Origin of the sequence: Brevundimonas balnearis, assembly GCF_042434805.1 — a bacterium.
Lineage (GTDB): Bacteria > Pseudomonadota > Alphaproteobacteria > Caulobacterales > Caulobacteraceae > Brevundimonas > Brevundimonas balnearis.
In genome coordinates, this window is sequence record NZ_JBHLSW010000005.1 from 76,959 (window position 1) to 102,056 (window position 25,098).

26 protein-coding genes are annotated in these 25,098 nt (G+C 72.3%); 9 read left to right on the forward strand and 17 right to left on the reverse strand.

Features of this window, described 5'->3' with window-relative positions:
* Nucleotides 1-6: 6 nt before the first annotated feature.
* Nucleotides 7-144: an entericidin A/B family lipoprotein gene (locus ACFFGE_RS07500; protein ID WP_376835692.1), complete on the forward strand. Its 138-nt coding sequence runs from the start codon at nucleotides 7-9 to the stop codon at nucleotides 142-144.
* A 7-nt stretch (nucleotides 145-151) separates the two neighbouring features.
* Here ACFFGE_RS07500 and truA read toward each other — a convergent pair whose 3' ends face one another.
* The 14 genes from truA to ACFFGE_RS07570 form a co-directional block, all read right to left on the reverse strand.
* Nucleotides 152-889, reverse strand: coding sequence for a tRNA pseudouridine(38-40) synthase TruA (gene truA, locus ACFFGE_RS07505; protein ID WP_376835693.1), 738 nt, complete (start codon nucleotides 887-889; stop codon nucleotides 152-154).
* Nucleotides 890-902: 13 nt separating this feature from the next.
* Nucleotides 903-1,862 (reverse strand): methionyl-tRNA formyltransferase, encoded by a 960-nt coding sequence (gene fmt / locus ACFFGE_RS07510; RefSeq protein WP_376835694.1) that lies wholly within the window; start codon nucleotides 1,860-1,862, stop codon nucleotides 903-905.
* Nucleotides 1,863-1,877: 15 nt separating this feature from the next.
* Nucleotides 1,878-2,201: a type II toxin-antitoxin system PemK/MazF family toxin gene (locus ACFFGE_RS07515; protein ID WP_376835695.1), complete on the reverse strand. Its 324-nt coding sequence runs from the start codon at nucleotides 2,199-2,201 to the stop codon at nucleotides 1,878-1,880.
* A complete protein-coding gene (locus ACFFGE_RS07520) occupies nucleotides 2,198-2,407 on the reverse strand; it encodes an antitoxin MazE family protein (protein ID WP_376835696.1) in 210 nt (69 codons plus the stop codon). The genes ACFFGE_RS07515 and ACFFGE_RS07520 overlap by 4 nt, the downstream gene beginning before the upstream one ends.
* A 32-nt stretch (nucleotides 2,408-2,439) precedes the next feature.
* Nucleotides 2,440-2,667 carry a hypothetical protein gene (locus ACFFGE_RS07525; RefSeq protein ID WP_376835697.1) on the reverse strand — a complete coding sequence of 76 codons (228 nt, stop codon included), beginning with the start codon at nucleotides 2,665-2,667 and terminating at the stop codon, nucleotides 2,440-2,442.
* Complete coding sequence (gene def / locus ACFFGE_RS07530) at nucleotides 2,664-3,227, reverse strand: peptide deformylase (protein WP_376835698.1); 564 nt, start codon at nucleotides 3,225-3,227, stop codon at nucleotides 2,664-2,666. The genes ACFFGE_RS07525 and def overlap by 4 nt, the downstream gene beginning before the upstream one ends.
* A 57-nt stretch (nucleotides 3,228-3,284) precedes the next feature.
* Nucleotides 3,285-3,683, reverse strand: coding sequence for an acyl-CoA thioesterase (locus ACFFGE_RS07535; protein WP_376835699.1), 399 nt, complete (start codon nucleotides 3,681-3,683; stop codon nucleotides 3,285-3,287).
* 32 nt (nucleotides 3,684-3,715) lie between these two features.
* Nucleotides 3,716-4,966, reverse strand: coding sequence for a DNA recombination protein RmuC (locus ACFFGE_RS07540; protein WP_376835700.1), 1,251 nt, complete (start codon nucleotides 4,964-4,966; stop codon nucleotides 3,716-3,718).
* Nucleotides 4,967-5,012: 46 nt separating this feature from the next.
* Nucleotides 5,013-5,471 (reverse strand): DUF29 domain-containing protein, encoded by a 459-nt coding sequence (locus tag ACFFGE_RS07545; RefSeq protein WP_376835701.1) that lies wholly within the window; start codon nucleotides 5,469-5,471, stop codon nucleotides 5,013-5,015.
* Between the two features lie 12 nt (nucleotides 5,472-5,483).
* On the reverse strand, nucleotides 5,484-6,086 hold the full coding sequence (gene recR / locus ACFFGE_RS07550; RefSeq protein ID WP_376835702.1) for a recombination mediator RecR: 603 nt from the start codon (nucleotides 6,084-6,086) through the stop codon (nucleotides 5,484-5,486).
* Between the two features lies 1 nt (nucleotide 6,087).
* Nucleotides 6,088-6,417 (reverse strand): YbaB/EbfC family nucleoid-associated protein, encoded by a 330-nt coding sequence (locus tag ACFFGE_RS07555; RefSeq protein WP_376835703.1) that lies wholly within the window; start codon nucleotides 6,415-6,417, stop codon nucleotides 6,088-6,090.
* Nucleotides 6,418-6,631: 214 nt separating this feature from the next.
* Nucleotides 6,632-7,066 (reverse strand): SRPBCC family protein, encoded by a 435-nt coding sequence (locus ACFFGE_RS07560; RefSeq protein WP_376835704.1) that lies wholly within the window; start codon nucleotides 7,064-7,066, stop codon nucleotides 6,632-6,634.
* Nucleotides 7,067-7,076: 10 nt separating this feature from the next.
* Nucleotides 7,077-8,375 carry an MFS transporter gene (locus ACFFGE_RS07565; RefSeq protein ID WP_376835705.1) on the reverse strand — a complete coding sequence of 433 codons (1,299 nt, stop codon included), beginning with the start codon at nucleotides 8,373-8,375 and terminating at the stop codon, nucleotides 7,077-7,079.
* 9 nt (nucleotides 8,376-8,384) lie between these two features.
* Nucleotides 8,385-8,795: a hypothetical protein gene (locus ACFFGE_RS07570; protein ID WP_376835706.1), complete on the reverse strand. Its 411-nt coding sequence runs from the start codon at nucleotides 8,793-8,795 to the stop codon at nucleotides 8,385-8,387.
* Between the two features lie 72 nt (nucleotides 8,796-8,867).
* Between ACFFGE_RS07570 and ACFFGE_RS07575 the strand changes: the two genes are divergently transcribed.
* Together ACFFGE_RS07575 and ACFFGE_RS07580 are read left to right on the forward strand one after the other, a co-directional pair.
* The gene (locus tag ACFFGE_RS07575; RefSeq protein ID WP_376835707.1) at nucleotides 8,868-10,184 is read left to right on the forward strand and encodes an amidohydrolase; all 1,317 of its coding nucleotides are present in this window, start codon (nucleotides 8,868-8,870) and stop codon (nucleotides 10,182-10,184) included.
* Between the two features lie 53 nt (nucleotides 10,185-10,237).
* The gene (locus tag ACFFGE_RS07580) at nucleotides 10,238-10,369 is read left to right on the forward strand and encodes a hypothetical protein (protein ID WP_376835708.1); all 132 of its coding nucleotides are present in this window, start codon (nucleotides 10,238-10,240) and stop codon (nucleotides 10,367-10,369) included.
* 4 nt (nucleotides 10,370-10,373) lie between these two features.
* On the opposite strand, the gene ACFFGE_RS07585 is transcribed toward ACFFGE_RS07580, so the two are convergent.
* From ACFFGE_RS07585 to ACFFGE_RS07595, 3 genes are all read right to left on the reverse strand, one after another.
* Nucleotides 10,374-11,072 carry a lysozyme inhibitor LprI family protein gene (locus tag ACFFGE_RS07585; RefSeq protein ID WP_376835709.1) on the reverse strand — a complete coding sequence of 233 codons (699 nt, stop codon included), beginning with the start codon at nucleotides 11,070-11,072 and terminating at the stop codon, nucleotides 10,374-10,376.
* Between the two features lie 60 nt (nucleotides 11,073-11,132).
* Nucleotides 11,133-13,181: a prolyl oligopeptidase family serine peptidase gene (locus tag ACFFGE_RS07590; protein ID WP_376835710.1), complete on the reverse strand. Its 2,049-nt coding sequence runs from the start codon at nucleotides 13,179-13,181 to the stop codon at nucleotides 11,133-11,135.
* 73 nt (nucleotides 13,182-13,254) lie between these two features.
* On the reverse strand, nucleotides 13,255-15,342 hold the full coding sequence (locus ACFFGE_RS07595; RefSeq protein WP_376835711.1) for a S9 family peptidase: 2,088 nt from the start codon (nucleotides 15,340-15,342) through the stop codon (nucleotides 13,255-13,257).
* A gap of 150 nt (nucleotides 15,343-15,492) precedes the next feature.
* Between ACFFGE_RS07595 and ACFFGE_RS07600 the strand changes: the two genes are divergently transcribed.
* The 6 genes from ACFFGE_RS07600 to addA are packed head-to-tail and all read left to right on the forward strand — an operon-like array spanning nucleotide 15,493 to nucleotide 25,079.
* Complete coding sequence (locus ACFFGE_RS07600) at nucleotides 15,493-16,317, forward strand: lysophospholipid acyltransferase family protein (protein ID WP_376835712.1); 825 nt, start codon at nucleotides 15,493-15,495, stop codon at nucleotides 16,315-16,317.
* A gap of 10 nt (nucleotides 16,318-16,327) precedes the next feature.
* Complete coding sequence (tsaE, locus tag ACFFGE_RS07605) at nucleotides 16,328-16,786, forward strand: tRNA (adenosine(37)-N6)-threonylcarbamoyltransferase complex ATPase subunit type 1 TsaE (RefSeq protein WP_376835713.1); 459 nt, start codon at nucleotides 16,328-16,330, stop codon at nucleotides 16,784-16,786.
* Nucleotides 16,770-17,876, forward strand: coding sequence for an N-acetylmuramate/N-acetylglucosamine kinase AmgK (gene amgK / locus ACFFGE_RS07610; protein WP_376835714.1), 1,107 nt, complete (start codon nucleotides 16,770-16,772; stop codon nucleotides 17,874-17,876). Before tsaE ends, amgK begins: the two co-directional genes overlap by 17 nt.
* A complete protein-coding gene (gene murU / locus ACFFGE_RS07615) occupies nucleotides 17,873-18,586 on the forward strand; it encodes an N-acetylmuramate alpha-1-phosphate uridylyltransferase MurU (RefSeq protein WP_376835715.1) in 714 nt (237 codons plus the stop codon). Before amgK ends, murU begins: the two co-directional genes overlap by 4 nt.
* Nucleotides 18,583-21,630, forward strand: coding sequence for a double-strand break repair protein AddB (gene addB, locus ACFFGE_RS07620; protein WP_376835716.1), 3,048 nt, complete (start codon nucleotides 18,583-18,585; stop codon nucleotides 21,628-21,630). The genes murU and addB overlap by 4 nt, the downstream gene beginning before the upstream one ends.
* Nucleotides 21,627-25,079: a double-strand break repair helicase AddA gene (gene addA, locus ACFFGE_RS07625; protein ID WP_376835717.1), complete on the forward strand. Its 3,453-nt coding sequence runs from the start codon at nucleotides 21,627-21,629 to the stop codon at nucleotides 25,077-25,079. The genes addB and addA overlap by 4 nt, the downstream gene beginning before the upstream one ends.
* Nucleotides 25,080-25,098 lie beyond the last annotated feature (19 nt).

The window sequence follows — 25,098 nt, forward strand, 5'->3', positions numbered from 1 at the left end:
CCCGCCATGAAGAAGCTCGTCATTCTCGCCGCCCTCGGGGCCGCCCTGGCCGTGTCGGCCTGCAACACCGTCGCCGGCATCGGCCGCGACGTCTCGGCCGCGGGCGACGCGGTCACCGGTGCCTCGAACGAAGCCCGGAACTGACGTCCGATCAGTAACTGACGCCGGTCAGATAAAGACCGTCCGACGGCGCGACCGGGCCGCAGGCGCTCCGGTCGCGCGCGTCGAGCGCCGCCTTCAGGTCATCCGGGCTCCAGCGGCCGAGGCCCACCTGGACCAGGCTGCCGGTCATGGACCGCACCTGGCGGTGCAGGAAGCTCCTCGCCTCGAACACCAGCCGCACCTCGTGGCCGGAGCGCGCGACGTCCGCCACGTCGAGTGTCTTCACCGGAGAGGCGGACTGGCAGTTGACGTCGCGAAAGGTGGTGAAGTCGTGCTGGCCGACCAGATGGGCGGCGGCGGCGCGCATGGCCTCCACGTCCAGCGCGCCCTTCACGTGCCAGACCCGCCCCAGATCGAGCGCCGGGCGTCCCGCCCGGTTCAACACGCGGTAAAGATAGGCCCGGCCGGTCGCCGAGAAGCGGGCGTGGAACGCCGCATCGACCTCCGACGCGTCCAGCACCGCGACGGCCTCCTCCACCAGATGGGCGTTGAGCGCGTTCATGACGGTCGCGGCGGGCCAGGCCTTGTCCAGGTCGAAGCTGACCACCTGGCCCGTGGCGTGCACGCCGGTGTCGGTGCGGCCGGCGGCGGCGATGCGCACGGTCTGGCCGCTGAAGGCGGTGATCGCGCGTTCGATCGCGCCCTGGACCGTCGGCTGACCGGCCTGGACCTGGAAGCCGTTGTAGGCCGAGCCGTCGTACTCGACCGTCAGTCGATAGCGGGGCATGTTTCGTGCTCCCCTACCGCTCGCCCCGCGGGGGCTCGCTGCTTGAGGGGAGCACCGCCCCAGCGGGAATGGGAAACCCCCGCAGCATCTCCTCGGCGTCCTGCGCCGCCCGGCCCTCGCGCTGGACCTTGAGCAGGCGCACGGCCGCGCCGTCGCCGCAGGCCACCAGCAGGCGGTCGTCCAACACCTCGCCGGCCGCGCCCGAGCCCTTCAGGCTGAGGCGGGAGAACAGAGCCTTGATCCGCACCGCACCGTCGGGGCCGGGCGCCTCGAACCAGGCGCCGGGGGCGGGCGACAGGCCCCGGATGTGGGCGTCCACCTCGGCGGCGGGGCGCGACCAGTCGATGCGGGCCTCGGCGGGGCTGATCTTCTTCGCATAGGTGGCGTCGCCGACCTGGGGCTGAGGGACGACCCCGCCCCGCTCCAGCGCCGCCAGCGCCCGGGGCCACAGGCTCGCGCCGATGGTCGACATGCGTTCGGCGAGCGTGCCCGAGGTGTCGTCGGCGTGGATCGGGATGACCTCCGACAGCAGGATGGGGCCCTCGTCGAGACCCTCGGACATCCGCATGATCTGGACGCCCGTCTGGCGGTCGCCGGCCATGATCGCCCGCTGGATGGGCGCCGCGCCCCGCCAGCGCGGCAGGAGCGAGCCATGCAGGTTCAGGCAGCCGAGGCGCGGCGCCTCCAGCACCTCGGGCTTCAGGATCTGGCCGTAGGCGACGACGCAGGCCGCGTCCAGCTCCAGACCCCGGAAGGTCTCGACGGCGTCGGGCGCCTTCATGGACGCCGGGGTGAAAACCGGCAGACCCATCGTCTCGGCGAAGGCCTGGACCGGGCTGGGCGTCAGCTTCTGGCCGCGTCCGCGCGGCTTGGGCGGCTGGGAATAGACGGCCACGATCTCGTGACCCGAGGCGATCAGCTCGGCCAGCGACGGAACGGCGAAGGCGGGGGTGCCCATGAAGGCGAGACGCATGGCGGGGATTTACCCTCAGGCGAGGCCCAGGAACAGGGCGATCCCACGATCGACGCGTGTCATTTCCTCGGCGGACAGGCGTCCCACGACATCCTTGATCCGGCCTCGGGGGACGGTCTGCAGGCGATCGAGCTGCACCTGCGAGGGCTTGCGCAACCCGTTCGATGGCGACGGCTCGATCGTCAGTCGGATGCCGTCGAGTTCGGCGAGCGTGCCGCTGATCAGGGCGATGGTCATCGAGGTATGCGCGCTGAACCGGTCGTTCTGAACGACCAAAGCGGGGCGCGGCTTGCCATACTCGCCCTTCACCAGGGTGATGACGATGTCACCGCGCTTCAATCCTCATCGTCCCAGTCGAGAAACTCGTCGAGCTCCTTCAACGCCTTGCGCTCCGCCTCGCTGGTTTTCAGAGCGGCGAGCTGTCGCTCGATGGCTTCCCAATAGCCGGGCGCGCGGGTGTCCGGCACCCAGATCTGCACGGGACGAAGGCCCTGTGCGCGCAGCGTGGCGCGGTGCTGAGCGACACGCTTGGCGGAGCTGGACATGCGTTACATGTAACGCATGCGGCGCGAAATTTCTACTGCCAGCGGGTGAAGGTCCCGCCGCCCTCGTCCCACTCGCCGCCGGCGTCCAGGGCGTCGTCGAAGTCGAGCAGGCGATCCAGCAGGACGCCCGCGATCACCCCGATGGCGGCGACGCCGAGCAGGGTGACCACGCCCGCCACGCCCACCCGCTCGCTGCGGGTCAGGCGACGACGGCCGCGCGGATCGATGATGCGGCTCTTGCCGCCGCGCCGGAGGGTCATGCCGCGGCCCTTTCGCGCTGGGTCTTCTTGACCTTGGCCACCGCGCGCTCGCGACGCAGGCGCGACAGGTGATCGATGAACAGCACCCCGTTCAGATGGTCGAGCTCATGCTGGAAACAGACGGCGTAGAGGCCCTCGATCTCCTCCTCGATCCGCTGACCTTCACGATCCAGATAGGCGACACGCACGCGGGCGGGGCGCTTCACCTCGTCGAAGTATTCCGGGATGGAAAGGCAGCCTTCCTCGTAGGCGAACAGCTCGTCCGACGCCCACAGCACCTCGGGGTTGGCGAAGTAGCGGGGGTTGGGACGGCGCGCGTCCTCGCCGTCTTCCGCGTCCGGGTCGGGTTCGCCGTCGCCGAGGTCCATCACAACGACGCGCCGGGTGTCGCCGATCTGAACCGCGGCCAAGCCGATGCCGGGGGCCGCGTACATGGTCTCGAGCATGTCGTCCATGAGCGCGCGAACGTCGTCGTCCACCGCCGCGACGGGGGTCGAGACCTGCTTCAGGACCTGCAGGTCGGCGGGGTTGTCAATGGTCAGGATGCGACGGACGGCCATGGGCGGCAGGTAAGCCCGGAGGTCGTCCGGGTCAAGATTTCCGACCCTGGAGGTGGGTTACTCCACCCCCGGCAGGGCACGCGGCCGGCGGTCCGCGTCGATGGCCACATAGGTGAAGACGCCCTCGGTCACGCGCACGATGTGGTCCGAGGCGCGGCCGCGCTTGTAGGCCTCGACCCGGACCCGGATCGAGGTGCGGCCGGTCCTCAACACCTCTGCGTAGAGGCTGATCTCGTCGCCGACCGACACCGGCTGGTGGAACACCATGGCGTCCACCGCGACGGTGGCGCAGCGCCCGCCCGCAAGGTCGAAAGCGGGGGTGGAGCCGGCCAGGTCCATCTGGGCCAGAAGCCAGCCGCCGAAGATGTCGCCTTCGGGGTTGGTGTCGGCGGGCATGGCGATCATGCGGCCGACCAGCTGGCCGGTCGGCATGGGGGAGGCGGGGAGGTCCGTCATGGCCGCGCTTATGGCGGGCGTCGGCGCGCGCGTCACCCCTCTGCGATCAGGCGCGGGCGGTCGGGCGCGTCGGGCGCCGTCAGCTCGGGTCGCGCCAGGCCGCGCGGCGTCTGCTCGACCGCGCCGAGTTCCGGCAGATCCTTGCCCTCGTGATCGACGTGCAAATCCTCGAAACGGCGGGCCGAGACCATGACCTGGCTCTCGAGCGAGCCCACGAACTGGTTGTACTTGCCCACCGCCTGATCCAGCGCTCGCCGCAGGCCCTCGACATGGCCGCCCATGACCGACAGGCGCTGATAGAGCTGGCGGCCCAGTTGAGCCACCTTGTCGGCGTTCCTCGTCTGCTCCTCGGCGCGCCAGCCGTAGGCGACGGCCTTGCAGAGCGCGAAGAGGGTCGTCGGGGTGACGATCAGCACGCGCTTGTCCATGGCCTCGGTCAGCAGGTCCGGCTGGCGCTCCAGGGCGGCGGCGAGGAAGCCATCGCCGGGGACGAACATGGCGACGAAATCCGGCGAGGCCTCGCCCTTGAACTGGTCCCAGTAGGCCTTGGCCGAAAGGCCGTTCATATGCGCCCTCAGCGACTGGGCGTGACGGATCAGGGCCTGTTCGCGTGCGGCGTCGTCGGCGGCCTCCTGCGCCTCGAGGAAAGCGTTCAACGAGGCCTTGGCGTCGATGGCGAAGACGCCGCCGCCGGGCATGCGCACCTTGACGTCGGGACGCCGGCGGCCTTCCTCGGTGTCCAGGCTGAACTGTTCCTCGAAGTCGAACCGGCTGGTCAGGCCGGCGGCCTCCAGCACGTTCCTGAGCGTCTGCTCGCCCCAGCGGCCCTGCACGCCCGCGCCGCGCCGGAGCGCCGCCGACAGCTTCCTCGCCTCTCCTTGCGTCTCCGCCGAGGCGCGCATCAGGGCGTCGATCTGGGCCTTGAGGCCGCCCGCCTGTTCGGCGCGCTCCTTCTCCAGCAGGGAGACCTTCTCCTGAAAGGCCTTCAGCGTCTCGGCGACGGGCTTGAGCTGGGCTTCCATGCGCTCGCGGGCCACGCGGTCCTGGGCCTGAAAGGTCTCGGTGGCGCGCTGGACCAGCTGTTCGGCCACCGCCTGCGCCGATTGCGCCGACTGCGCCTTGATGAACTCGGCGGTCTCCTTCCGGCTCTCCTCGATCAGGGCGATGCGGTGCTCGGCGGCCGCGACCTCGCTCCTGGCCCGCTGCCAGCCGAGGAAGGCCCACAGAAAGCCGCCGGCCAAGGCGGCGGAGAGGACGGCGAGCGCGATCGCGAGAGCGTTCATGCTCCGTTCCTAGCGCGAGTCCGGCGCGCGAGAAAGGCTGGACGTTTCAGCCGTCGCCGCCCGGCAGCCAGTTGGGACTGACGACCTGTTCCCAGCCGTAGGGCTCCCGGTCGAACGCGGCCAGGTCGTAGCCGTCCTCGATCAGCCCCGAGCGCATGGCGGAGAACACGTCGGCCAGTCTCGGCTCGAGTCGAAGACGGATCGTCGCCGTCAGGGTGTCGGCCAGATCGCGACGGAACACCCGCACCTCCCGCCGCCAGTGCGGGACAGCCTGATCGTGGGGAAAGGCCTCAAGCTTGATCAGATGCTCGACGATGCGGTCGATCAGGCTGCGGCAGGCGCGGACGTCGGATCGGCCCAAATCCGCGATCTCCTCGGCGAGATGGTCATAGTCGAGCGCGTTCCCACCACTCCGGCGCGCACGCAGGGCGTCCGCTTGCGCCTCTGTCCAAGCGACGAAGTCCGTCTCGTAGAGATCATCGGGCCTGATGCGATCATCCGCCATGGCCGGAAACTATCACGCCGGCCGGCGGGCGCGAAGCGCCTGGACGATGGTGCCGTCGTCCAGCCAGTCCAGCTCGCCGCCGACCGGAACGCCGCGGGCCAGCGAGGTGATCTCGACGCCGGACTCCTTCAGGCGTTCGGCGAGATAGTGGGCGGTGGTCTGGCCGTCGACGGTGGCGGGCAGGGCCAGCACCACCTCCTTCACGGCGCCGGAGCGGGCGCGGCCGACCAGCTCGCCGACCCTGAGCGCTTCCGGCCCCACGCCGTCGAGCGCCGAGAGCAGCCCGCCGAGCACATGGTACTTGCCGCGGAAGGCGCCGGATCGTTCCATGGCCCACAGGGCGCCTGCTTCCTCCACCACGCAGACCAGCCCGTTGTCGCGGGCGTCGTCGGAACAGACGGCGCAGGGGTCGCGGGTGTCGGGCGCGCCGCAGATCGAGCAGGAGACGACCCGGTCGGCGGTGTCGCGCAGGGCCTGGGCCAGAGGCTCCAGGAGCTGCTCGCGGCGTTTCAGGAGGGCGAGCGTGGCGCGCCGGGCCGAGCGCGGGCCCATGCCCGGCAGCTTGGCCAGAAGCCCGATCAGGCGCTCGATCTCGGGTCCGGCGGTCGCGGCCAAGTCAGAACAGCTTCGGCATGCCCGGGATGTTCATCCCGCCGAGCGGCCCGGCGACCTCGCGCATCAGCCGCCCGTTTTCCTCGTCGAGCTTGCGCTTGGCGTCGGCGTGGGCGGCGACGATCAGGTCGGCCAGGATGTCGGTCTCGCCGGGGACCATCAGGCTGTCGTCGATGGCGACGCGGGTGATCTCGCCCGGGCCCTTCAGCGCCACGGTCACCAGCCCCCCGCCGGAGGAGCCCTCGGCGGTGGTCTCGGCCATCTTGGCCTGGGCGTCCTGCAGCTTCTGCTGCATCGCCTGGGCCTGCTGCATCAGGGCGTTGAGGTCTTTCATGGGGGTCTAGATAGGCGCGTTCGAGCGGTGGGAACAGGGTGATGAGAGCGGCGAGGTGGGCATGAAGACGCGCGACCATCTCCTCCCCCTCGCGAGGGGGAGGGGGACCGCGAAGCGGTGGAGGGGGCGACTGGGAGCGCCGGCGCCTGAACTCGCCCCCTCCACCCCCCTTCGGGCGGTCCCCCTCCCCCGCAGGCGGGGGAGGAGAAAGCTTCTATCCCTCCGCCGCGCGCCGGATGGCCTCGCCGATCTCGGCGTAGGCCTCCTTGACCTTCCGGCGGTGCTTGTCGAACCACCATTCGCCGACGAGGCCGCCGACGATCAGGCCGTTGGCGACGATGCAGCTGCCGGGCTCCAGCTCCTCGATCTCGAAGTAGCGGGTGGCGCGGAACTGCCAGCCGCGGCGCTCGTGCCAGACCAGCTGGGCGTAGGGCTGCCAGTCGCCCAGGCGCGCCTCGACGCGGCGTTCCTTCAGGCCCGGCAGGCGTTCGGTCAGGGCGACGGGCGCGCCGATGCCGAGGGTTCCCTGGACATCGCCTTCATAGGGATTCCAGCGCGACCAGTCGCCGAAGTCGGCGAACAGGTCCCAGATCCGCTCCGAGGTCGCGCGTACGCCGACCCGGCTCTCCACTCTCATGACGGTGCTCATGGCGCTGTTCTCACACGCTAATCCGGCCTGAGGAAGGCGGTGCGACAGCGGCGCCTTCCGGACCCGGTTGGGAGGCCGGCTGGGTCGGGGCGGCGCGGCCCTCGCCGTCCTTCAGCGCCGGACTGATGAAGCACAGGGCCAGCGACACGGCGAGGAGGACGACGTTCAGCCAGAACGGCGCCGGCTCGGCCCATTCGTAAAGCGCGACGCCCGCGACCGGCGGGGCGAGGAAGCTGAGGCCCGCCAGCGCCATGATCAGGCCGGCCACGGCGCCCTGTTCCTCCGGACGGGCGGCCAGCGAGGCGCCTGCGGTGAAGCCGGGGCGGGCGAACCCCACGCCCATCGAAATGATCGCATAGCCCGCCACGACGCCGTAGAAGCCCTCGGCGAAGACGCTGACGCCGTTGCCGGCCAGGGCGAGGGCGGCGCCCCAGCGCATCAGGGCGCGCGGCTGCATGCGCAGCAGCGGGATCACGCCCCACTGGACCATCAGGGTGGCGGCGGCGCCGGCGAACATGGCGATCCCCACGAAGGGCTGGGCGGCCTCGAGCCCCACGCCCTGAACCGCCAGCTCGTCGATGACGTGAAAGCCCAGCACGCCGATGTTGACCGCCTGGGCCCCGGTGACGAGCAGGCCGTACAGCAGGAAGTCCCGCAGGCGGGGATCCTTCCACAGGCCCCTGTGCGTATCCGGCGTCGTGGGCCGGCGCTCCACCCCGCCCGACGGCAAGAGGCGCCAGACCAGCACCAGGACAACGGCGCCCAGCGCGGCGAAGGCGTACATGGGCCCCGCCAGTCCGACGAACGGCAGGACGAAGAAGGGCGCCAGCGCCGGGCCCAGCACGGTGCCCAGCCCCTGGGCCGAGGCCAGCATGGACATGGCGCGGGTGCGGGCCCGGCGGCTGGTGCGGTCCGCCACATAGGCCTGGGAGGCGATCGGCGCGGCCGAGCCGAACAGACCGTAGATGGTGCGCGCCACCGCCATCAGGGTGAAGGCGACCAGCGCGGCCAGCCAGCCTTCCAGCCCGCTGGTGGCGGCCAGGCCGAAGGCGCCCATGGAGGCGACGAAGCCCGAAAGGCCGATCAGGATGACGCGCTTCCTGCCCAGCCGGTCCGACAGCCGCGCCCAGTAGGGCGAGGTGAGCGTCCACATCAGCGCCGAGATGGCGAAGGCGCCGGCGACCAGGGTGTCCGAAAGCTCGAACGCCCGGCCGATGGCGGGAAGCACCGACTGCAGCGCCATGTTGCCCGCCGCCGCGATCAGGCTGACGGCGAACAGGAGGCCGAAGGCGGTGGAGCGAAGGGTCACACGCTCCGGTTAGGCCTTGCGGCGCGCGGCGTCCACCGGGTCGCGGGCCACGATCTCGAAGGTGTCCGCCGGGCGTCGACGTTCCGGCACGCCCAGCTTCTGGCGCAGCTCGAGAAGATCGATGCCCGGCGGCACGATCAGCACCGTCTCGGGCCGGGCGGCGTTCACCGCCACCACCGCGCCCTTGGGGCAGATGTCGAAACAGCCCGTCTCGATGACCGCGAGATCGGCCTTGCGCCCCTTGCCGACCTTCATCTCGGGCTTGAGGTAGCGCTTCAGCGCCTTCTTCAGGCTCTGATCCCCATCGGGTCCGAAGCCGCCGTCCAGCTTCTTCTGGCACTTCCTGCAGACGAGGACGACCTCGCGCCAGCGGGTCTTGGCGGTCTTGAGCGGCATGGTCCTGAGATGCGGGCGTTCCATGACAGTCGCAAGCGGTTGCGTCACGGTGTTCGTTCCGCCCATGCTGCGGGGCCGCTGTTCCAGGAGCCCGCCATGCGCCACCCCGCCCTCGCCGCCGCCCTCCTCGCCCTCGCCGCCCTGACGGCGGCCGCACCCGCCGCGGCCCAGGTCGCCGCCGCCGAGGTCGCCCGCGCCGTCGAGGCGGTGACGCCGGAGGTCGTCGCCTGGCGTCGCGACCTGCACCAGCACCCTGAGCTGGGCTTCGCCGAAACGCGCACGGCCGGCGTGGTCGCCGCCCACCTCAGGGCGCTGGGGCTGGAGGTGCGCGAGGGCGTCGGCAAGACCGGCGTGATCGGCGTCCTGAGGGGCGCGCGGCCCGGCCGGACCGTGGCGCTGAGAGCGGACATGGACGCCCTGCCGGTGCAGGAGGCGACGGGCCTGCCGTTCGCCTCCACGGCCACCGGGACCTATCAGGGGAACACCGTGCCCGTCGCCCACGCCTGCGGTCACGACGCCCACATCGCCATGCTGATGGGCGCCGCCGAGGTGCTGACCGGCCTGCGGGACCGGATCAGCGGGACGGTGGTGTTCATCTTCCAGCCGGCGGAGGAGGGCGCGCCTCCCGGCGAGCCGCTGGGGGGCGCGGCGCTGATGATCGAGGAGGGCGCGCTGGAGAACCCGGCGCCGGAGGCGATCTTCGGCCTTCATGTCGTGCCGGGGCGGCCCGGGACGATCTTCTATCGCCCGCAGGGGTTCATGGCGGCGTCGGACCGCGTCGACATCCGCCTGACGGGGCGTCAGACCCACGGCGCCTGGCCGTGGAAGGGCGTGGACGTGATCGCGGCTTCTGCGGCGGTGGTGCAGACGGTCAACACCCTGACGGCGCGCACCGTCGATCCGACCACCACGCCGACGGTCTTCACCATCGCCACCCTGGACGCGGGCGTGCGCTACAACATCATCCCGGGCGACGCGACGCTGTCGGGCACGCTCAGGACCTTCGACGTCGATCAGCGCAACGCCCTGATCCAGCGGGCCGAGGCGGCGATCGAGAACGTGGCCCACGCCCATGGCGCCGAAGCCGAATTCTCCGTCCGCCAGAACGCGGCGCTGGTGTTCAACGATCCCGACCTGTCCGCCTGGCTGGCGCCGGTCTTGGGCGAGGCGGCGGGCGCGGAGAACGTCAATCCGGCGACGCCGCCGACGACGGTGGCGGAGGACTTCAGCTACTTCCAGCAGCGCATCCCCGGGGTCTTCTACCATCTTGGGGCCTCGGCCGACGGCGTCGATCCGGCGACCTCGCCGCCGAACCATTCGCCGGAGTTCGACGTCAATGAGTCGGTCCTGCCGGTGGGTGTCCGCGCCCATGTGCTGACGGCCCTGCGGTTCCTCGAGCAACCACGTTCGTGAACGAAAGGTAAAGCGTGACGGGCGGATGCTGGCGCGTTGCAGAGGCCGCGCCCATGCGTCAGTTGCCCGTCCAGCTTCCGCCGGAGCGACCCCGAGGCGAGGGGGGCCGGAGCCTGTTCGGCCTCGCCTGCCTGGTCGCCGTGGTCTTCGCCGCGGCCTGGTGGGCGGCCGGGGCGTTGCTCTAGCCGATCAGTTCAGTGCGCTTTCGAGCTCGGCCTGCCGGATACGGTAAAGCCGGTCCAGCGCACCGGGGCCGTCGACGGCGGCGCGGTCCAGCGCCCGCTCCCAGGCCTCCTGATCGCGCAGCAGGCGACGGGGTTCGACCCGACCCTGGTCCAGCGCCTCATCCAGCGTCCGGCGCAGGCGGCGGTCCGCCGCGGCCAGGCGGCCGTCGCGACAGACCATGGCCTCGGCGCGGGTGAGGGCGTGGCTGCACTCGTCGCCGGCGGAGCGATAGACCCGCGCCTCCCTCGGCGGAGCCGCCGGCTTTCGAGCGGACGCCGCGCCGCCGAGCGGATCGTCGAAGTCCAGCGGGTCCGGCGCGTCGAGCGGGAGGATCGCCGTCTCCACAGGCTCGACCGGCCGGGGCGGCGGAAGCTCGAAGCCGTCGGGCGCATCCCTCAGGACCTCCAGTCGAGGGCCGGGCTCGGCGGGCGGCGGGGGCGGAGGGTCGAACAGGGCGATCTGCAGCCCCGGCCCGCTCGGCTCGCCGCCCCGCCCGTCGAGCGCGGCCCCGACGGCGTTCAGCCCCGCCACGCCGATCAGGCCGGTCGCGGCCAGGGCCCCCAGGGTGATGGTTCCTCGACGCTTCAGCGGCCAGCGCCGACGGCCGTGGTCGAAGGCGGACGTGAAGCGTGCGCGCCAGCCAGGGTTCCGATCCGGGGTCATCGCGCCCGTCTCCCGAGATTGCTCAGCCCGACGAACTAACGCCCCGACAGGCCGGCGGTTCTATGGCGCCGCCGTATGGCGCGTCGTCCAGTCGAGGATCTCCCGCTGCCATTCCACCCAATTCTGCGGCTTCAGGATCCAGTGGTTCTCGTCCGGCACGTGGACGAAGCGGCTTTCGATCCCCTGGCGCTGGAGGGCGGAGAAGGTGGCCAGGCCCTGCTCGACGGGTACGCGGAAGTCTCGCGATCCGTGCAGCACCAGCATCGGCTTCTCCCACTGGCCCACATAGGTGTTGGGGCTCATCTCGGCGTAGAGGGCCGCCCGCTCCCACGAGGGGCCGCCGAATTCCCAGATGAAGTTGCCGATGTCCATGGCGTTCATCAGCATGCCCACGTCGAAGACGCCGGCGTGATTGACGAGGCAGCGATAGGGCTCGTGCGCCCGGCCCGCGATCATATTCACCATGTAGCCGCCGTAGGAGGCGCCGAGCGCGCAGGCGCGCCCCCTGTCCATCCATGGGTTGGCGGACAGCGCGGCCTCGAAGCCCCGCTCCAGGTCCTCCAGCGGGCGGTCGCCCCAGTGGTCGTTGATCGCGTCGGTGAAGGCCTGGCCGAAGCCGGGCGAGCCGTGGAAATTGATCATCACCACGCCGAAGCCCGCGGCCGTATAGACCTGCGGATTCCAGCGATAGCTCCAGCCGTCGGTCCACGGCGACTTCGGCCCGCCGTGGATCAGGTGGGCCACGGGATAGGTCTGGCCCTCGCGCCAGCCGACCGGCTTGTAGACCCAGCCCTGCACGGTGTCGCCGTTCCAGCCCGCGAAGGTGAAGGGTTCCGGCGTCGACAGGGCGGTCGAGGCCAGGAGCGCGGCGTTGTGGTCGGTCAGGGCGCGCGCGCCCTCGACGATCTGGGTGGGCCGGTCCGACGCGTCCCAGGCCATCACCAGCCGCCCGCCCGCCTCGTCCAGGCCCGACACGGTCCCGCGATCGGTCAGGGCGCGAACCCGACCGGAGGCGGCGTCGATCTCGAACAGCTTGTTCTGCCCGTTCTCCGCGGCGGTGGCGTAGAGGGCGCGGCCGTCCGAGCGCCAGGCGAGACTCGCCGGCCCCCGGTCCCAGTCGTCGACGAGGACGCGCGCGGCCGAGCCGTCGGCCCCGGCGATCATGACGCGCGCCTGATCGCCGCCGACGTTCTCGCGGCGGCCCGCCAGCCAGGCCAGGCGGCGTCCGTCCGGCGAGACGGCCGGGGCGAAGTCGGGGGCCGGGTTCTGCTCCGTCAGATTGACCGGCGTGCCGCCGTCCACCGCCACGCGGTAGAGGTCGCTGTTGTTGGTGAAGACCTCGACGCGTCCCTGGGTCTGGGTGGAGAAGACCACATGGCGCCCGTCGGGGCTCACGACGTATTCGCCTTCGCCGCCCTGCGGTCGGGACGGGATGTCCGCGTCGAGGCCGGGCGTGAGATCGCGCGGCGCGCCCTCGGCCAACCCCGAGCCGTTCAGTGGTTGGAGGAACAGGTGATTGCGCCGTCCGTCGTTCCAGCTGTCCCAGGGGCGCAGGGGCAGCCGGTCGTAGCTCTCCACCGTCGCCTTGCGCTCGGACCGCGCCTTCAGCCTGTCGCGGGTGCAGGCGAGGTCCGCGCAGTCGATGAAGACCGCCGCCGACAGGATCAGCGCGTCGCCAGACGGGGAGACGCGGAAGCCGCCGATGTCCACCGGCGCGGTCGTGACCTGGGTCGCGGCCTGGCCCTCGGCGTCGGTCCGCCACACCTGGCTGGAGCCGCCCCGGCTCGAGAGGAAGTAGACGGCCCTTCCGTCCGCGCTCCAGCGGCCGTTCGCGGCCCCGCCGTCGGAGATCGGCAGCCGACGGTTCGCGCCGTCCGCCTCGATCATCCACAGGGCGCCCACGCCCCGGTTGCCGGCCCAGTCGGTGGTGCGCACATGGTAGAGCACCCGTCGCCCGTCCGGGGACAGCTGCGGGTCCGAGACCCGCTCCATCATCGCCAGCTGCTCGAGGCTGAGGCCGCCGGACGCCGTGGGCGCCGGGGCGGCCGGTTCCTGCGCCACGGCGGGTGACGCGAGGGCTGCGCACAGCAAGGCGACGACGACACGCATTCCGATCCTCCCCGATCCGATCTTCAGGGGCGCATCGTTAGCACGCGACGCTGGGCCGCCAAGCCGCCGCGGCTCAGCGTCCGGCCTGGCCGTCGAGGTGCCGGTCCAGCCAGCCGAACACCTCGGTGTGCCACTGAAGGCTGTTGCGCGGCTTGAGCACCCAGTGGTTCTCGTCCGGGAAGACGATCAGCCGGCTCTCGATCCCGCGCCGCTGCAGGGCGTTGAAGGTCGACAGCGACTGGGTGGTCGGCACGCGGAAGTCGAGGTCGCCCTGGATCACCAGCATCGGATCGCGCCAGTTCCGGACGTGGTTGGCGGGGTTGAACCGCTGGTAATTCTCGGGGACGTCGTAGGGCGTGCCGCCGTTCTCCCATTCGGTGAACCACAGCTCCTCGGTGGAATAGCCCATGGCGAAGGTGTCGAAGATGCCGTCGTGGTTGACCAAACAGTCGAACGCGCCCGCCCAGTTGCCGGCGATCCAGTTGATCATGTAGCCGCCGTAGGAGGCGCCCAGCGCGCAGGCCTGCTCGCCATCGACGAAGTCGTAGGTGCGCTGGACGTGGTCCCAGCCCTTCTGCAGGTCCTCCAGCGGGCGGTCGCCCCAGTGGCCGCTGATGGAGTCCGTGAAGGCCTGGCCGTAGCCGGTCGAGCCGTGGAAATCGATCATCACCACCGCATAGCCCGCGCCCGCGTAGGTCATCGGGTTCCAGCGATACGACCAGCTCTCGCCGAAGGACCCCTGCGGCCCGCCGTGGATCAGGAAGGCGGTCGGATACTTGCGGCCCTCGACGTAGCCGACGGGCTTGATCACGAAGCCGTGGACCGTCTCGCCGTTCCAGCCGGGGAAGCTGAACTGCTCATGCTCGCCGAAGGCGCGGTCCGCCAGGCGCTCGGCGTTGACCTCGGTCAGGCGGCGCGGCGCGTCGCGGCCGCGATAGGTCTTGAAGTAGAGGTCGGCCGGGGCGTCCAGCGCGTCGCGGGAGAAGACGAGCCCGCGCGGCGTGGTCTGCACCGCGCCCACATGGCCGGGGCCGGTGACGGGGGTCACCCGGCCGGACGCCACCTCGATGGCGAACAGCCGGGTCGAGCCGACGTCCTGCGCTGTCGCGTAGAGCGTGCGGCCGTCCGGACTCCACGTCAGGCTGTCGGGCGAGCGGTCCCAGTCGGCGGCCAGGGCGCGCACCGCGCCCGTGGCGACGTCGCGCAGGTGGATGACGAAGCGGTCCGCCTCGAACCCCGGCCGGGCCATGGCGCGATAGGCGAGGGTGCGCCCGTCCGGCGAGAAGACGGGCCCGGTGTCCCAGGCGGGATTGGCCTCGGTCAGGTTCTCGAACCGCCCGTCGGCGTCGGCGTTCGACCGCGTGACGTAGAGATCGAAGTCGGTGCTCCAGGGCTCGGTCCGGCCCGCCTCGCGCGCGGCGAAGACGACGGAGGCGCCATCGGGCGTGAAGGCGAACTCGCTCTCGTCGCCGAACGGCTTGGAGGGGGTGTCGCCGTCGAAGCCTTTCGTCACCCAGGCGAGCGGCCCGGTCGCGCGGCCCGAGGCGTCGAGGCCCTGGGTGAACAGGTGGTTCTGCGTGCCGTCGCCCCACGCATCCCAATGACGCACGAAGACGCGGTCGTACGTCAGGCCCGAGCCCATGCGCGGCGCGTTCGCCCGCTCGACCGAACAGGCCAGGTCCGGGCAGTCGGGATGGGCGGACAGGGACACGGCGATGCGGTCCCCCGTCGGGCTCAGGCGATAGGCCTGGACGTCGGTCGGCAAGTCGGTGACCTGGACGGCGGTCGCCCCATCGGCGTCCGTCATCCAGACCTGATTGGACCCGGAGCGCGCCGACAGGAAATACAGTCGCCCGTCCCGGCCCCATCGCGCGGTGTTGGCGCCCCCGTCCGAGATCGCCAGCCGACGCGGTTCGCCCCCGTTCAGCGGCAGCAGATACAGGCTGGTGACGCCGCGGTTGTTCTCCAGGTCGGTGGCGCGCACGGCGTAGACGACCGAGTTTCCGTCCGGCGAGACCTGCGGGTCCGACAGCCGGTTCAGCTCGATCAGATCGCGATAGGTGAAGGGCTGAGGCGCGTCCTGGACCGCGTCCTGGGCCAAGGCGGACGCGGCGGCGAAAGCCAGGACGGCGGCGGCGGAGACGGCGGACAGCAGGCGCATGAGACCCTCGCGACGATGAGGCGCGATCGGTAGCATGGCCCTGCCACGGCGCGGAAGCTTGCCCGACCCTCACGAAGCGGCGACAAGCGGGCGATGGTCCTGGTCGATCCTGAAAGCGTCCGACGCGCCGCGCCCGAGAGGGGCGCGCCGATGCACATCGTCGACGAACTCATCGCCGAGCGGGCGCCCCGGCTGACGGCGTCGTCCGCCTGGCCCCTGGTCCGTCCCGTGCTCTACGCCGTGCTGGGCTACGGCCGGGCGCGCGCCATGGCCGACGCCATCGCCCACATGTCGGGGCCTGACGCCCTGGCCTATGTGTCGGAGCTGCTGAGGCTGGACGTGCGGGTGCTGAACGAGGAGCGGATTCCGGCCACGGGCCGCTGTCTGGTGGTGGCCAATCACCCCACGGGCATCGCGGACGGTCTGGCGGTGCACGCCGCGGTCCAGCGGGCGCGCGGCGACGCCATCTATTTCGCCAACGCCGACGCCCTGAGGGTCAGTCCCCGACTGGGGGAGAGCGTGATCCCGGTGGAGTGGGTCGAGGCCAAACGCACCCGGGAGAAGACCCGCGCGACCCTGAACGCCGCCCGGGACGCCTTCGAGGCGGAACGCTGCGTCGTGATGTTCCCGGCGGGGCGGTTGGCGCGGGTGTCGAAGGACGGCTCCCTGACCGACCCCGACTGGGCGACGACGGCGGCGTCCCTGGCGAGGAAATATCAGGCGCCGATCGTGCCGATCCACGTGGATGGGCCCTATTCCCGGCTGTTCCACCTCTTCGACCGGTTTTCGCAGGAGCTGAGGGACGTCACCCTGTTCCATGAGATGCTGAACAAGACCGGTCGCCGATTCGAGCTGAAGGTGGGGCCGCCGATCCCGCCCGCCCGGCTGGACATCGACGCGGCGAAGGCGACCTATGCGTTGAAGGCCTATGTGGAGCGGGTGCTGCCGGGGCAACCGGACGCGTCCTTTGCCTGAAGGTCGGCGCATGAGGATCGCGCTTCGCGACGAGGCCGCCACGGGGCGGCTGGGCGAGGCGGTCGCCGCACGGCTGGAGGCCGGCGAGGCGGTTCTGCTGTCAGGACCGTTGGGCGCCGGCAAGTCGACCCTGGCGCGGGCCCTGGTGCGGGCGCTGACGACGCCGGAAGAGGACGTCCCGAGCCCCACCTTCACCCTGGTGCAGTACTACGAGGCCGAGCCGCCCCTGGCCCACTTCGACCTCTACCGGCTGGAAACGGCCGACGAGGCGCGCGAGATCGGGCTGACGGAGGCGCTGGACGAGGGCGCGGCGCTGGTGGAATGGCCTGAACGGCTGGGCGAGGACGTGGCGCGCTGGCTTGGGCCGGATCGGCTGACGGTGGAGATCGCGCCGGAGGGAGCGGGTCGCGTTGCGACCGTTTCCGGCGCAGGGAGCTGGGAGAGAAAGCTGCGTGACCTCGAGCCCTGACATCGACCGCGAGGACCGGCGACGCGCCTTTCTGGCCCAGGCGGGGCTGGCCGACGCGCGCCGCGCGCCGCTGCCGGGCGACGCCTCGACGCGGCGCTACGAGCGTCTGACCACGCCGTCGGGGACGACCCTCATGCTGATGGACCAGGCGCCGTCGGCGGAGAGCCCGCCGGCCGATCCGTCGTGGGACGAGGCGCGGCGGCGGGCCGAGGGCTGGAACGCGACCGCGCGCCTGTCGGCGGGCCGGATCGAGGCCTTCGCCGCGGTGGCGGCGCATCTGAAGGGGCTGGGCCTTTCCGCGCCCGAGATCGTGGCGCTGGACCCCGAGAGCGGCCTGGCGGTGCTCGAGGACTTCGGCGAGGCGGTGTTCGCGCGGGTGATCGAGGCGGGGGCGGACCCCCGCGACCTGTACTTCGCCGCCATCGAGGCGCTGGCCCGGCTGCACGCGGCCGGCCCGCCCCCAGAGGTGCTGGACGGCCCGGGCGGCCCTTGGCCGGTTCAGGATTACGACACCGTGGCGTTGCAGGCCGGGGCGGACCTGTTCGTCGAATGGCTGCCGAAGCTGGAGCCCGGGCTGGCGTTCGACGCGGCGGCGATCGAGGCGTGGCGCGCGGCCTGGCTACCGGTGGTCGAGGCCGGGGCGGCGGGGGCGAGCGTCATGGCGCACCGGGACTATCACGCCGAGAACCTGATCTGGCTGGCCGAGCGGGCTGGTCCGGCGCGGGCGGGCATGATCGACTTCCAGGACGCGGTCCGGGCGCACCCGGCCTGGGACCTTCACTCCCTGCTCCAGGACGCGCGCCGCGACGTGGCCCCCGAGCTGGAGGCGGCGGCGCTGGACCGGTACTTCGCCCTCAGGCCCGAGACGGATCGGGAGGCCTTCATGCGGGCCTACGCCGGGCTGGCGGCGCTGAACGAGGCGCGCATCCTGGGCGTCTTCGCCCGCCTGATCGTGCGGGACGGCAAGCCCCGCTACGCCGCCTTCATGCCCCGGATGTGGGACCATCTCAGGCGCAATCTGGAGACGCGGGGGCTGGAGGCGGTGGCGCGTTGGTTCGCCGAACACGCGCCGGGGGAGATCGGAAGATGAGTTCGCCGACGCGCGCGATGGTGCTGGCGGCGGGGTTGGGCACCCGCATGCGCCCGCTGACGGACGACCGGCCCAAGGCGCTGGTCGAGGTCGGCGGGCGGGCCCTGATCGACCATGTGCTGGATCGGCTGGCGGACGCAGGCGTCGAGGAGGCGGTGGTCAACGTCCACTGGTTCGCCGACCGGCTGGAGGATCACCTGAGCGGGCGGACCCGGCCGACGGTCGTCATCTCCGACGAACGGGCCGAGCTGCTGGAGACCGGCGGCGGCCTGAAGAAGGCGCGGCCGCTGGTGGGCGACGATCCGGTGTTCGTGGCCAATATCGACAGCGTCTGGATCGATCGCGGGAATGCGCTGGCCGATCTGATCCGACTGTGGGACCCGGCGCGGATGGACGTGGCGCTGTTGCTGGCGCGGCGCGAGGGCTCGATCGGGTTCGAGGGGTCGGGCGACGTGTTCATGGCCGAGGACGGGCGGCTGACCTTCCGGGGCGAGGCGCCGAGCGCGCCTTACGCCTACATGGGCGTGCACATCACCAAGCCGCAGGTGGTGGACGACGGGCCGGAGGGGCCGTTCTCGCTGGCGGGCGTGTGGCGGCGTCTGGCGGCGGAGGGGCGGCTGTTCGGGACGGTGCTGGAAGGCGACTGGATGCACGTCGGCGACCCGCGGTCCCGCGACGAGGCCGAGGCGCGGCTGAAGGCGGGCGGATGAGCGAATTCGATCCATTCGCGGGCGCCGGGCCGCGCTGGTGGGCGATCCAGGCGCACCGGCCGTTCCTGAAGGACCTGGCCGCGGGGCTGCTGGACTGGCTTGGCCCAGAGGCGCCCGAGCGGCTGTCCGACGCCTTGGTGCTGTTGCCCAATCGGCGGGCGGCGCGGGCCTTCTCCGACGCCCTGGCGGAGGTGTCGGACCATCCGGTGCTGCTGCCGCAGGTGCGGCCGCTGGGCGATCTGGAGGCGGACGAGCCGCCGTTCGCGCCGGGGTCGCTGGAGCTGGACCTCGCGCCGCCGCTGGACGGCCTGACGCGCCGGTTCGAGCTGGCGACCCTGGCGGCCCGGCTGACGGGGCGCACGGAGTCGCCGATGCGGGCGCTGGCGATGGGCGACGCCCTGGGCCGGTTCCTCGACGCGATCTATCTCGAGGAGGTCGAGCGGCCCGAGCGGGTGATCGATCTGGTCGAGGCGGATCTGGCCGACCATTGGCGCACCGCGGCGTCCCTGCTCGGCGGGGCGCTGGAGCTGTGGCCGAGGCGGCTCGAGGAACTGGGGGCCAGCGATCCGGCCCGGCGTCGCGCGACGCTGCTCCGGCGGCTGGCGGCGCAGTGGGATGAGCGGCCGCCGGAACATCCCGTGATCGCCGCGGGCTCGACCGGCACGCTTCCCGCCGCCGCGGCGGTGCTGGGCGCGGTGGCCGAGGCGCCCCAAGGGGCCGTGGTGCTGCCGGGGCTGGACCTGGAGCTGCCCGACGACGTGTGGGATCGGATCGAGGACCAACATCCCCAGGCGGCGCTGAAGGCGCTGCTGGACGGACGCGGCGTGACGCGGGCGGAGGTGCGAGCCTGGCCTTCGCCGGAGACCTCGCGGCGCGGCGGGGCCCGTCAACGGTTGCTGAACGGGGCGCTGAGGCCCGCCGACGCCACCGACGCCTGGCAGGGCGCGCTGAAGGCCTGGCGGTCGGAAGAGGCCGGGACGGGGCGCGACCCGGTCGCCGAGGGCCTCGCGGGGCTGTCGCTGATGACGCTGCGGACCGAGGACGAAGCGGCCGCCGCCATCGCGGTGAAGATGCGTGAGACCCTTGAGACGCCGGGTCTGACCTGCGCGCTCGTCACGCCCGACCTGGAGCTGTCGCGGCGGGTGGAGGCCCGGCTGGCCCGCTGGGGGGTCAGGCCGGACGTCTCGGCGGGGACGCCGCTGGACCTGACGCCGGTCGGGCGGCTGGTGGAGACGGCGGCGCGCTGGATCGCCGAACCGATGTCGCCGCATCTGCTGCTGGCGGCGCTGAAATCGCCGCTGACGGCCCTGCCGGGCGAGCCCGAAGCGTTGGCCGGGCTGGAGGCGCTGGAGGAGGCGGCGCTTCGCCAGGCGCCGCCCCGGGACGCCGCCGACCTGATGAAGCGGCTGGTCAAGGCGCGGGGGCCGGATCGGCGGGGTGCTCCGCCGCCGGACTGGAAATTGGCGCGGCTGGCCTCGGCCGAGCGGCTGGTTCGGGCCGTCGAGGCGATGCTGGACCGGGCCGGCGCCCGCTTCACGCCCGAGGCTTCGGCGGACGACGCGGCGCGAGCGCTGGTGGAGCTGGTCGAGACGCTGGCGGGCGAGGCCGTATGGTCCGGCGCGGACGGCGAGGCGGCGGCCGGTCTGCTGACCCGGCTGATCGAGGCGGGCGGGGCGCTGGGACGGGTGGCGCGGGCCGACCTGCCGGAGCTGGTGCGCGACCTTTTCGCCGCCGAGCCGATCCGCACCGGCGGGGCGACCCACCCGCGCCTGAGGATCCTCGGCGCCATCGAGGCGCGGCTTGTCCGGGCCGACCGGATGATCCTGGCCGGGCTGGAGGAGGGCGTCTGGCCCGCCGGGGCCCAGGTCGATCCGTTCCTGTCGCGGGCGATGCGGAGGACGCTGGGCCTGCCCTCGCCGGAGCGCAGGCTGGGCCAGACGGCGCAGGACTTCGTCCAGGCGGCGGCCGCGCCGGACGTGACGCTGGTGCACGTCGAGCGGCGCGGCGGACAGCCGACGATCCGCTCGCGCTGGCTGTGGCGGCTGGACATGATGGCGAGAGGCGCGGGCGCCGGGATCGCGCGGGACGAGGCGACCGCTGCGCTGGCGCGGGCGCTCGACGCGCCGACCGCGCCGCCCAAGCTGGCGCCGAGACCCGAGCCGCGCCCGCCGGTCGAGCGGCGGCCGAACAGCCTCTACGTCACCGCCGTGGAACGGTGGGTGCGCGACCCGTACCACATCTATGCGCGCTACATCCTGAACCTGCCCGCCATGCTGAGGCCGGGCCAGTCGCTGGAGGCGGCGGCGCGGGGCAACGCCATCCATGAGGCGGTGGACCGACTGACGCGCGAGCATCCCGACGAGCTGCCCCCCGGCTGCGCGGCGGTGCTGGCGGGCTGGATGCGGGACGGGCTGATCGAGGCGGGGTTCCCGGCCGCCGGCCTGGCGCGGGAGGGGCTATTGGCCGACGCCTGCGCCCGCTGGCTGGTCGATTTCGAGGCGCGGCGGCGCAGGGCCGGGACCCTGATCCGCTCCGAGGTGAAGGGGGAGCTGGAGATCACTGCGGGCGGCGCGCCCTTTACGATCAAGGCCCGGGCCGACCGGATCGAGGTGGCGGACGGGGTCGCCGACATCATCGACTTCAAGACCGGCATGGCGCCCAGCCGGAAGCAGGTCGCGACGGGCTTCAGTCCACAGTTGACGCTGGCGGGCGCGATCGTCGCGGCCGGAGGGTTCGAGGGCGTGCCGGCGGCGCGGCCGGGCGCCCTGACCTATGTGCGCCTGACCGGGCGGGGCGAGGCGGGCGAGGAGATCGATGTCGGAGCCCCGACCAAGACCGACGCGCGTACGGCCGAGGAGCTGTCGGCCGAGGCCTTGGAGGGTCTGCGCCGCCGGGTCGAGGTCTATCGCAATCCAGCCACCCCCTATCCGTCCTGGACCGCGCCGCAGTTCGCCAAGGGGCTGGACGGGGACTACGACGTGCTGGCGCGGGTCTGGGAGTGGTCGGTGGTCGGCGCCGACGCCCTGTCGGAGAGCGCGTCGTGAGCGTGAACCCGCAGCGTCAGGCGGCCGATCCGGCCCTGTCGGTCTTCGTCGCGGCGAACGCCGGGTCGGGCAAGACCACCACCCTGGTGGACCGGGTGGCGCGGCTCTTGCTGACCGGGGTCGAGCCCGGCGCGATCCTGTGCGTGACCTACACCAAGGCGGCCGCGGCGGAGATGCAGACGCGGCTGTTCGACAAGCTGGGCGCCTGGGCGCTGGCGGACGATCGCGAGCTGGAGAAGGCCCTGGTCGACCTGGACGGTCGGGATGCCGCCGGGATCGACGATGAGGCCCTGGCGAAGGCGCGGCGGCTGTTCGCACGCGCGCTGGAGACCCCGGGCGGGCTTAAGATCCAGACGCTGCACGCCCTGTGCGAGGCGCTGCTGCGGCGCTTTCCCGTGGAGGCGGGGGTGTCGCCGCGCTTCGAGGTGCTGGAGGACGCGCGCGCGCAAGGACTGTCGCGCCGCGCCCGCGACGACCTCGCCCAGGCCGCGCTCGCCGATCCCGACGGGCCCGTCGGGAAAGCCTACGCCCACTTCGCCGTCGCCATGGATCACCAGCGGTTCGAGGGCTTCCTGAAGCAGCTGGAGGACCGGCGCGCGGAGCTGGCCGCCTATGTCGCGGCGGTGGAGGCGCGCGAGGCGGACGGGCCGTTCACCCTGACCGGCGCCGATCCGGAGCGGACGGCGGATGTGATCGCGGCGCAGTTCCTGTCCGGAGTCGACCCCCAGGCTTGGCGCAGCTGCGCCGAGGCGCTGGCGGCGAGCTCCAAGCGGGACGCGGACCTGGGCGCCTGCATGCTGTCAGTGCTGGAGACGGACTGGTCCCACGCGGCGATGCGCCCCGTCTTCGCCAAGGCCTCGGACGGAACGCCCAAGGGCGAGGACTATCTCGGCACGCGGAAGATCCCGGAGGCGGTGCGCGCGCGCCTGCTGGCGTGGCAGGCGGCCTGGTTCGCGGCCAAGGACGAGATCGCCGCCTGGAAGACCGCGGACGAGACGGTCAAGGCGCTGACGCTCGCGCGGGCGCACGCCGGCTTCTATGAGACGGCGAAGGCGCGGGCCGGCGCGCTGGACTTCCAGGATCTGGTGGCGCGCACGGTCGAGCTGCTGACCGACCGGTCGAGCTCGGCCTGGGTGCTCTACAAGCTGGACGGCGGGATCCGGCACGTGCTGGTCGACGAGGCGCAGGACACCGCGCCCGAGCAATGGGACATCATCCGCGCCCTGACCGACGACTTCTTCACCGATCCGGAGGGCCGCCGCACGATCTTCGCGGTGGGGGACGAGAAGCAGTCGATCTACTCCTTCCAGGGCGCGCGCCCCGAGCGGTTGATCCAGGAGGGGCGCAAGTACCGGGACCGGGTGACGGCGGCGGGCCGGGAGTTCGCGTTTTCGCCCCTGTCGACGTCCTATCGCTCCACGCCTCAGGTGCTCGGGTTCGTGGACGCCCTGTTCGGCGGCGATCCGGTTCGCAGCCGGGCGCTCAGCCCGCTGACCGGCGACAGGCCCGCGCATGCGGCGATGCGGACCGATCCGGGGTGCGTGGAGCTGTGGCCCCTCTATGTCGAGCCGGCGATCCCCGACCGCGAAAGCTGGATCGACCCGGTGGACCAGACCGGCGAGACGAGCGCGAGAAAGCGACTGGCGTCCGACATCGCCGAGGAGATCCAGCGGCAGGTGCACGGGCGCGTGGCGGTTCTGGACAAGGATCGGCGCGAGTATCGGCCCTGCGACTACGGTGACTTTCTCATCCTTGTCCGTCGGCGCGACGCGACTTTCGAGGAGATCATCCGGGCGTTGAAGGACAAGGGCGTGCCGGTGGCGGGCGCCGACCGGCTGAAGCTGTCCGAGCACATCGCCTATCGCGACCTGATCTCGCTGATGCGGTTCGCGCTCTATCCGCACGACGACCTGTCGCTGGCGGAGATCCTGCGCGGGCCCCTGTGCGACGTCGAGGAGGACTCCCTGTTCGAACTGGCGGGCCGCGAGCCGAAGCGGCCGTCCCTCTGGCGCGTGATCCGGGACCGGGCGGGCGAGCGCGCCGAATGGTCTGAAGCGCTGGAGGTGCTCAAGGCGGCGAGGGGCGCGGCGGACCAGACCGCGTTCGGCTTCGTCTCCCGGATGCTCGACCGCGTGGACGGGCAGGGCCGGTCGGGGCGGGCGCGCATCCTGGCGCGCCTTGGGGCCGAAGCGATCGAGGTGCTGGAGGAGACGCTCAGCCAGTGCCTGAACCTGGAGCGTCAGGGGATCACCGACCTGGAGAGCGCGCTCGACCGGCTGGAGACGGCCGAGGTCGAGGTCAAGCGTGAGCTGGAGGGACCGCGCGGCGAGGTGCGGATCATGACCGTCCACGGCGCCAAGGGGCTGGAGGCGCCGGTGGTGATCCTGCCCGACACCACCGGACGCGGCGGCGGCGACCGCCCGATGCTGATCCCGGCGGTGGACGGGGACGACGCCGAGGTCGGCTGGCTGATGTGCCCCTCGTCCAGGGGCGACGACTGCCCCGCCGTGGCGCGGGCGCGGGCGCACCGGGAGGATCGGAGCGACGCCGAGGCGATGCGGCTGCTCTATGTGGCGCTGACCCGGGCGCGGGACCGGGTGATCGTGGCGGGGCGTCGCTCGGCTAGGGCCGGCCCCAGCGAGCGCAGCTGGTGGACGGCGATCGCCCAGACCTTCGACGCCCTGCCGACCGAACCGGTCGAGGGACGGGAAGGGGCGGTGCGGTTCGGACCGGCGCCCGTGACGGCGGCGACGCCCGCCGAGCCGTCGCCAGCATCGAAGACGCCGGACCGGCCGGGCTGGCTGAACGCGCGCGTGGCCCCGGACCGGGGCGCCGAGGCGCTGGCGCCGTCGCGGCTGGCGCCGATCCGGGGCGCGGCGGTTCCGTCGCCGCTGAGCGCGGCGTCGGGCGACGGGCGGCTCGGTCGGTTCGGGCGCGGCAGTCTGATCCATAAGCTCCTGGAGCGGTTGCCGGACTTCGCGGCGGACCAGCGGGCGGAGGCGGGGCGGCGGATGCTGGCGCGCGAGCCGGGGCTGTCCGACGCGGCGGCCGGGGAGATCCTGTCGGCGGCCCTCTCGGTGATCGAGGACGCGCGCTTCGCCGAGGTGTTCGGACCGGGCTCGCGGGCCGAGGTGGCGCTGGCCGGGCGCGCGGCGGGGCTGCCGGGGCCGGTGGCGGGCCGGATCGACCGGCTGGTGGTCACGGCGGATCGTGTCCTGATCGTCGACTACAAGACCCAGCGGCCGGCTCCGGAGCGGGCCGAGGACGCGGACCCCGCCTATGTGCTGCAGCTGGCGGTCTACCGCGCGGTGCTGAGCGAGCTGTATCCGCGACGGACGGTGGAGGCGGCGCTGGTCTGGACCGACGGGCCGAAACTGACGCCGGTCGCCCCCGAGCTGATGGATCGGGCGCTGGAGCGGTTGATTTCCGCCGCGAGCCCCGCCACCTGAGGACGCTGAACGCGCGGCC